Annotated in this window: 4 protein-coding genes; 1 reads left to right on the top strand and 3 read right to left on the bottom strand. The window is 57.0% G+C overall.

What is annotated here, in order from left to right; translation table 11 throughout:
* Positions 1 to 119 precede the first annotated feature (119 nt).
* From NW837_RS10115 to NW837_RS10105, 3 genes are all read right to left on the bottom strand, one after another.
* Entirely contained in the window at positions 120 to 431 is a 312-nt protein-coding gene (locus tag NW837_RS10115; protein ID WP_414331199.1) for a hypothetical protein, read from the bottom strand.
* A 153-nt stretch (positions 432 to 584) separates the two neighbouring features.
* Positions 585 to 872 (bottom strand): hypothetical protein, encoded by a 288-nt coding sequence (locus NW837_RS10110; RefSeq protein WP_011433893.1) that lies wholly within the window; start codon positions 870 to 872, stop codon positions 585 to 587.
* Positions 873 to 983: 111 nt separating this feature from the next.
* Positions 984 to 1,139: a hypothetical protein gene (locus tag NW837_RS10105; protein WP_414331197.1), complete on the bottom strand. Its 156-nt coding sequence runs from the start codon at positions 1,137 to 1,139 to the stop codon at positions 984 to 986.
* Between the two features lie 275 nt (positions 1,140 to 1,414).
* Here NW837_RS10105 and NW837_RS10100 point away from each other — a divergent pair.
* Positions 1,415 to 1,741, top strand: a 327-nt coding sequence (locus NW837_RS10100) for an NAD(P)/FAD-dependent oxidoreductase (RefSeq protein WP_414331195.1), incomplete at its 3' end; no start/stop codon positions are given.

Raw genomic sequence — 1,741 nt, 5'->3', positions numbered from 1 at the left:
AAACAAACAGAATGCTATCGCTGCATAGTTGAACAGTGATGTTCAGCAGTGTTCAGCGTAAATGTATCAGACGTCACCTCCTATTGGGGTTTCGTAAGTTTTTCAGAGGGGTGTAGTCCTCAATCCAAATAGGCGCTCAACTCCTGCTCCAATGTAGGCAGTTGCACCTCTCCCTGCTCCAGCTCTTCCAAATCTTCCAGTTGTTTGCGCAGGCGGGCAATCCGCTCTTGCAGGCACTCTTTGATGCCTTTGGCCCCCAAACTGAGACAACTGCGGCAGACTTCCCCGTAGATTTGCCCGCGGTCGTTATAGACCACCGCCAGCAACACTTGGTGCCCTTTTTTCTGGATGGGGTTGGCCCATCCCCCACAGATAATGCAGGGCACTCGGCCATTGCCCCCGTAAATGCTGCGTTCCCAGACGATTCTCACGCTCAGCCTCAATGCAACTTGTTGCCCACCAGCATAAAAACCCAGGGGGATCCCTTGCCACCCCAAGATCCTTAAGATCCTCAATGGATCGCCGGCTCCCTTTTTTCTTCCTGAGAGAGGTTGGGGGTGAGAGCTAAAAAGGGATCCCGGCGGCTAGGTGCTGGGCCGGGCAGATTGAGAGCGGTCGATGGTGCGATAGGTGAGGCTGGCAGCCACCTCCAGAGCTTTGGCGGCGTCGCGGAAATAAAACCCCAACTCCTCATCCTTCTCCGTGCGGTTGGGCTTGTTGAACTTGGCCTTGAACTGCACGTTGCAATACATGGCCAACCCCACCAGAACCTCTGACAGTCCGTGCTGGTTGATCAGCCGCTCCACGTCCGTAAGCAGGCTTTTGATCAAGGCATCGGCTACTGGTTCTGGCAAACTGTCCAGGTCGTGCATGGGGGCTCCTCAACCAACGAGAGCAAGCAAGCCAACGGGTCTGGGATCCCGAAGGCAACCTCTCCTGATTTTCCTGCATCTTTTCCAGAATGCCCAATCCCCTTGCCAACGCTACCACCACTGCCGCAGCCAGCCCCACAGGCCCGGATAACGAATGGAGCGCTCCCGGGCCGCTTGTTCCAGATGATGGGCGTGGTCTTGGCTGCCGGGATCCCGCAGACGATTCAGGCGCATCAAATAGGCATAGCGGTGGATCTGTTCTCGCAACTGAACTGGGGGAAGGGCAAAGCACGCTGGGCAAAGGGGGCCGAGATTCAGACCCCTATCGTTGAAAAGGCAACGAACTCGCTTCCCGCCCGCAAAACGCTTTCCGCAGGCGGCACAGTAGCAAGCTGAGGGCTAGTTGGCAAGGCGCTGCCAGCGAATTCGCATGGTCTTCCCGACAAAAAGGCAAGCAACGTGCAGGCAATTCGCTGCAGCCATAATAGGCTAGAAGCTGGTGAGCAGAACCCAGGATGGGGGGGCCTGGAGTATCGAAAACCATGCCGCAACTCTACGACTGTGTCATCGTCGGCGCCGGCCCTGCTGGAGGATCTGCCGCCTACCATCTGGCCAAGCGGGGACGCTCGGTGCTGGTTCTGGAAAAGGATCCCTTGCCCCGCTACAAACCCTGTGGGGGCGGCGTTTCTCCTATGGTGGCGGCTTGGTTTGACTTCGACTTTGGCCCCGCCATTTCCCTCAAGATCCGGCAAATCCGCTACACCTGGCGCGGCGGCGATCCGGTGGTGGTCGATTTGGATTTAAAAGAGCCCGTTTGGATGGTGCGGCGGGATATTTTCGACCACTACTTGATTCAGCAGGCGCAAAAG

It is taken from the genome of Synechococcus sp. R6-10, assembly GCF_047461815.1.
GTDB lineage: Bacteria > Cyanobacteriota > Cyanobacteriia > Thermostichales > Thermostichaceae > Thermostichus.
Note: the sequence above shows the minus strand (reverse complement) of the source record. Positions and strands in the feature narration are given on the sequence as shown.

Coding starts and splice junctions, on each gene's coding strand:
- NW837_RS10110 (WP_011433893.1), bottom strand. CDS start 872: ATGCACGACCTGGACAGTTTGCCAGAACCAGTAGCCGATGCCTTGATC.